The 6418-nt window shown below is 33.2% G+C and carries 5 protein-coding genes and 1 pseudogene; 2 read left to right on the forward strand and 4 right to left on the reverse strand.

Annotated features, from left to right (window positions below):
- Positions 1-264: 264 nt before the first annotated feature.
- Positions 265-810, forward strand: coding sequence for a beta-propeller fold lactonase family protein (locus tag ACSVDA_RS02500; RefSeq protein ID WP_485880567.1), 546 nt, complete (start codon positions 265-267; stop codon positions 808-810).
- A gap of 631 nt (positions 811-1441) precedes the next feature.
- Here the strand turns inward: ACSVDA_RS02500 and ACSVDA_RS02505 are convergent.
- From ACSVDA_RS02505 to ACSVDA_RS02520, 4 genes are all read right to left on the reverse strand, one after another.
- Positions 1442-2563, reverse strand: a complete 1122-nt coding sequence (locus ACSVDA_RS02505; RefSeq protein WP_485880569.1) for an HD domain-containing protein — start codon at positions 2561-2563, stop codon at positions 1442-1444.
- A 650-nt stretch (positions 2564-3213) separates the two neighbouring features.
- Entirely contained in the window at positions 3214-4002 is a 789-nt protein-coding gene (locus ACSVDA_RS02510; RefSeq protein ID WP_485880571.1) for an ABC transporter permease, read from the reverse strand.
- Position 4003: 1 nt separating this feature from the next.
- Entirely contained in the window at positions 4004-4795 is a 792-nt protein-coding gene (locus tag ACSVDA_RS02515; RefSeq protein ID WP_485880573.1) for an ABC transporter permease, read from the reverse strand.
- Positions 4792-5769: an ABC transporter ATP-binding protein gene (locus ACSVDA_RS02520; protein ID WP_485880574.1), complete on the reverse strand. Its 978-nt coding sequence runs from the start codon at positions 5767-5769 to the stop codon at positions 4792-4794. The genes ACSVDA_RS02515 and ACSVDA_RS02520 overlap by 4 nt, the downstream gene beginning before the upstream one ends.
- A gap of 323 nt (positions 5770-6092) precedes the next feature.
- Between ACSVDA_RS02520 and ACSVDA_RS02525 the strand changes: the two are divergent.
- Positions 6093-6418, forward strand: a pseudogene (locus ACSVDA_RS02525) (transposase); the annotation flags it as partial.

Consider the following 6418-nt stretch of genomic DNA (forward strand, 5'->3'; position numbering starts at 1 on the left):
TGTACATTCACATAATTAATATGGTGAATGGCACACATTCCAAGTTTCTCTCATTCTCTCAACTCTTATTTCAATAAATTACAGGATAATAAAAATTTCACTTAAACACTCATAAGTAAATATTCAAATATTTCTTAAGTTCATTGTACACCTTGATAAGTCTACAATTCAAAATAACTGTATGATAAACGTACAATTTCGAATAAAACAGCTTATTCTCTTCATATCCATGTAATAACAAATAAAATGAAGAGGTGCATTCACTTGACTACTTTTGTCGTTGACACAAAAACACATTCTCTTGTAACTACACTTCCTGTAGGGTTTCAAGCCGCCTTCGTAGGAGTTCCTCAATCTTTAACTCCAGATGGCAAGCTCGTTTATGCTATTAATGTAAATGGCCGTTCAGTATGTGCTATTGATACAAAGACACATTCAGTAATTGCTACGATTCAATTTGATGCTTCTACCCTCCCACAAGGTATTGATACTTCTCCAGATGGCAAGTTAGTTTACGTTACTACAAATCTAGGTACTGTACCTGTTCTTGATGTAAAAACTCATTCAATAATTGCTACAGTTTCTATAGGAGAACTCCCTCTTACTTCGGTAAAGTTTACACCAGATGGCAAGCTTGCTTATGTTTTAGGTTTCAGAAGTTCTGAGCCCGGTACTCTTTCAGTTATTGATACAAAAACTCACACAGTTGTTGCTACTCTGAATCTTCCAGAAGATAGCACATTACCGTTATTTATTTCTTTTACACCAGATGGAAAATTAGCCTATATAAACGCAGGTACAACCAATTAAATAGTATTCAAGCCCCATGGTCATCCCAGGTTTAAAATATCATCATTGTTTTATTTTGACCTTTCTTAAAGGCTGTTTTCGCATATTATGTTGTTTTATAAACACTTATACAACTTTTTTAATGGGTAAACAGCCATTGGCATTAGCCATTTAGGAATATTTAATTCTTATTTCCATTAAAACTCACTTGAATTTTTTCTTACCCCATCTTAATATAAATTAAACTAATCCACTAATAGATCTCACGACCTTGATTGAAATGGAGGTCTATTGACAAAAAAATGATAGAAGGATTCACTATTATGAACTACATAAAGTACTTCCAATTCAAATGTATATTTTATATTACTGTGTTTTTTCTTTTTGTCCTTGGTACTAGTAACATGAGAAAACCTTTCTCAGCTCTTACAAAAGTTGATCTTCTTCAAATAGGGCTAATTTTCTTTTTCTTTTTATCAGCATTAAGTTTATATGACGAGGCTTCAGAGCGTTTCTCTAATATACGCCCCCTACAAAGATTTATATTGTCTATATTTTCTTTTTTACTAGCTACCATTTTAGGAGGAATGATTGCTTTTCCTCTAGTAAAATAAAATGAGTATCGTTATGAACATTCAAAACAATTTGCATATTAATTAAGAGAACCATTTAATGAATAGACACGATATTTTGCTGGTATTTCAGTGATACTTTGTATATGCTTAGAAACTTGTAAAATATCAACAATTTCTTCATCATTACTAACACAAATCCCCCCAGTATAGGAACAATAATTTTTGTTTTCTTTAATAACAATCCCAGTAGAAGAATACATATCCATATATGATTCATCATATTTTACACTGTCAGTTGATGATAAATATAATGTTGCTAACTTCTTTAATTGCTCATGTTCCTGTACATTACTCAATATGATAACTTCATCTACAAGCATTTTATCGTGCAGAGAAAGAAAATCTTCTATTTGTAGTATTTCAGATTTCAACACATTTGAGAGCGATTGTGATTGAAGATGAATGCCTTGACGTACTACTGTTTTAAAAATTTCTTGTATAAGCAGATCCTTACCAACAACAAAAGGATGACCGAAGCCATACTTGTATAAACTCTCCTTCATGCTTATCATTTGTTCTATTTGAGGAACTGCTGAGACATCAACCATTAAAGTATTTCCTTTCAACCGAAGGGAATCAATTAAAATATCAATGTCATAAGGATTAATGTGTAAGTGGGAATAATACAAATCTCTATTCCAAAAATCAAGCTGATCGAGTGATAGTGAACCAAATAGAATTTCTTCAATGATTTTGTACTTACTACCACCTCTTAATATATGTAAAACATCGTTTAGTAAGTTTGGTGTTCGGTCTATTATATTTCTGATTTCTGTATTTTCGCTAATGATTCGAAGAGTTAATTCTCCATGATCATGACCTGATATGAGTTGGAAGCAGTGTGAAAAGGGACCATGACCGATATCATGTAATAATGCTGCAACTTTAGCAAGTTTTTTTTCATACTGAGTAAGAGAAATGTCTCCCCGTGCACTTAGACTAGAAATAACTCGCTTCAGCAATTCATAGATTCCTAGAGAATGCTCAAACCTAGTATGAATTGCTTCGTTATGTAGAAAAAATGTATTACCTTGCTGTTTAATGAGCGATAACCTTTGAAATGCTTTCGTTTTAACTATTTCTATCAAGTCATCATCTTCAATTTGGATTGTCTTATAAATGGGATAATTGACTATCATTTCTACCTCCTGGATTTAAACTGTAACTATTTGAGTCTCCAATGCTAGGGCAATAACATTATACCAACATAAACAAAAAAATTAACATAAAATGTTATATGTTAATTTGTAGATATATCTTATTATAGGCTATTTTCTTATTTATTGTTAAATCCTTACAAAGTAGGATTCATAGCATTTTTTCATTTACGGCAACGATCGCATATAATCTCGCTCCAGTAGTTTTTTGAAAAAATAATAAAGAGTATGCTATGGAAAATAATAGGGGAAGTAGCGCGCTTATGGGCTGTTAGTAAACATCAACAAGACATGAGATTGAAATTTTGAGAATGATGCATTGTGAGCTTCTAAGGTTTCAAACTGATGAGGCTAGTTCAAGAATTTAGAGAAATGTTCTATCATTGTAATGTCGACATCATTGTACTCGATTAATTGTATTACGGAGGTCGCAAGAAATTTTGGTTTAGGACATTATTCACCTTGACTCATTTTGTGCTAAGAATGATGCTTAATGTATCAGAGATTACACTATACTAACTACACTATGAGTTCACAGCAGAATGAATGAACTCATAGTGTTTAAGATCGTCAATTAAAGAGCCAGTTATACACGGGTGTAGCATTCAACACCATTGTTGTAGTATTAATAATCAATCTAATTCCATCGTACCCTTGCCACGTGCTAAAAATTCGGCGTATCGTATAAATAAGACACCAATCAAGAAAAACACACAACCAAGGAAGAATTCTTCCATCATTAAATGTAATACTTGTGAAGAGTCACTGTGATTGACAAGCAGTTTAGTAGCCTCTACACCTCTAGTAAGGGGAAAGAAGTTAGATAACTGATACATCCATTGTGGCATAACTTCACGAGGGTAGTTAGCGCCGCTCAATAATAACAATAGGCTAAAGAGAAGGTTTGATATTAAATGCATAGACGGTGTCCATAAACAAAAACTGGCGACAATTAGTCCTAAACCACATGCAGCAAAAATTGACACTATCCATACAAATATTAAGTACGGAACCATTTCAAATTGTATTGTAACATCGAAAAGTATTATCCCTACAATTAAACCTATTAATGCTGTAAAAAGGCCGTTGATAATATGAGCAAATGACCTTGCCATAAATAAACTAGTTTTGTTTGCAGGGCTTGAAATAACGATTTGTAATGTACCCATACTTCTGTCAGAAGTAATAACTGACATCATACCGAACACTGAACTCATGACACATAATAATAATGAGTTCGAAGCGATAAATCCATTTAAGCCCCTACCGTCATAAACATATTTCACCAAAACTGAGAAGAATAGTAGTTGACTAATGGGGCTAAGAACCATAACAAATAAATATACTTTTGGGTCTAGCCAACCAAATAATGCTTTATAGGATAAAGTAGCATGACGAAAAAATCGTTTTATCATCTCCATATTAGTACACCCCTAGCGTTCCAGCGATTCTTGCCTTTTTATCTACTAATCTATAAAAAATGACAGCTAATGCTAAATAAATGAAGGAAAGAGCGATTAGTATAATTATTGTTTGCATTATCTCATTGACGACTAAGTGATTTCCAGTTACATCACGTAATAGTTTAATAGTCCAGGTCGGTGGAAGAAGCCACGAAATGGGTTGTATCCAAGCAGGTAATATGGAAATAGGGAACATGAAACCACAAATTAGATAGATTGGATACTCAATGCAGTTCATCAACATTGCTGCTTGTCGTGATAGTGTGAAAGACATAGCAAGAAAAAACGCAAAAATTGATAAAGAAATGATGTTTAAAAGGAAGCTCCCAAAAAATAACCATATGTAATTAATTTGGATTTGTACATCGTATAATAGAGTAAGGTAAACAAATGAGATAAACATTGATAAAATTCCCCATATTGTATTTCCTATTATTTTTCCAACGAGAGTATTTGCAAATGATGTTGGAGATGTGAAAATAATTTCTAACGTGCCATACATCCTTTCGCGATTTACATCACTAGCTGAAGAAAATACAATGGACGACCATAATGTCATGAATCCAGATCCTAAAACGACATAATGAAAAATCTGTTCCGCATCTGAATGACCATAAATAAATATCCCGAGAGTTGCAAAGATAAAAGGTTGAAATAGTATGATGAACTGAAACATCGGTCGTACCATCGAAAGCTTCATATGAATGCTAATCGTTTTGATGAGTGTTCTTAAAGGTGGTGGTAGACTCATGAAGCTTTACCTCCAACAATTTGTATGTAAACATCTTCTAGTGTAGGCTGATTAATACTTAAGTCAGCAATCATTCCAGTACTTAAAACTTGATACATCTTTGGGATGACTTCTTGTGGGCTATAAGTTTGGATACGGATATGGTAGGTTAACGCCATTTGTTCAACTCTCACCTGTAAAACATTAGGTAACATCTCCAAAGTTTGGATTTCTTGAGCAGTAGACCCAATGATTTTACATTCTATAACTGACACTTGGTCACTAACTTTTTTTAAATTTTCTGGACTATCTAATGCTACGATATTTCCTTCATTAACAAATGCGATTCTGTTACATAGCTCATCAGCTTCCATCATGTAATGTGTTGTTAGTAAAACAGTCGTTCCTTCATGATTTAATTGTTTAATGATCGTTCTTAACTGTTGTGCACTTACTGGATCTAAGCCAATCGTTGGTTCATCGAGAAACAATACCTTAGGGTTATTAATTAACCCACGTGCAATTTGTAATCTCTGTTTCATCCCTTTTGAAAAGGTTTCAACTCTTCGGTTGGCTACATGAGTTAATCCAACTAAATCAAGTAACTCGATGATTTTTCTCTTTTGGTCAATTCTTGGAACGTGATATAAATCTGCAAAATAAGCAAGGTTGTCGTAAGCGCTTAATCGCCAATATAGATTTCTTTCACCACCTAGAATGAAATTTATTTGCGGTCGTAGTTTTTTACATTCAGATACAGGGTTGAGACCAAGAATTTTTACATCTCCAGAACTGGGTGTTAATAACGTAGTCAGTATTTTTATCGTGGTCGTTTTTCCTGCCCCATTTGGTCCTAATAAACCAAATACTTCGCCTTTATTTACATTAAATGATAATCCTCGTAATGCATGAATTTCTTTACTCTTACGCTTTAATAACCCTTCCTCAGTATGAAAAACCCTCTTAAGATCTTGAACTTCAATAATTGCAGTCATAATTAGATACCTACCCCTTTATATTAGATGATTATCTAATATAAATAATATAATTATCTAATATAAAGATGCAACTGTTTTTTTCTTGTTATGGAATAATCATGCATTTTAGGACCGCTCGTCCTGTGTATCTCCATAAAATGTCATTTTACTTTTCAAATTTAAAGACAATAATAAAGGCTATTTACGTATATTTCTGAACTAGAAGATAAAAATGTAGTTTTACGGAACAGTTATCATTTTATAGAAGAAAGGACGCCACGAAGTCTATGTACTGCACCCAAATTGTTAGACACAACTATCAATTGGAGGTGTTGTTTTTTATTAGTAAATTTTCTGCTGAAGTAAAAATTAATGCGGTAAAACAATTTCTTAATGGGAAGGACAGTGGTGAATCTATTACTCAATCTATAGGGGTTCACCACAGTAATTTTCATCAATGGGTGAAATTGTACAAGGCTTATGGTGAAGACGCTTTTATTAAAAACTATACAAGTTACCCTGCACAGTTTAAACTAGACGTACTTACTTATGAAAGAGAATCGGGCGTCTATCAGAGAAACGGCTGCAATTTTTCACATCCCATCTCCAGAAACACTTAGACAATGGAAAGTTGCTTATGAAAGAGGAGGATTTGATGCCCTACATT

The sequence above is a fragment of the Cytobacillus sp. Hm23 genome (genome assembly GCF_051842895.1).
Taxonomy (GTDB): Bacteria; Bacillota; Bacilli; order Bacillales; family SM2101; genus Nanhaiella.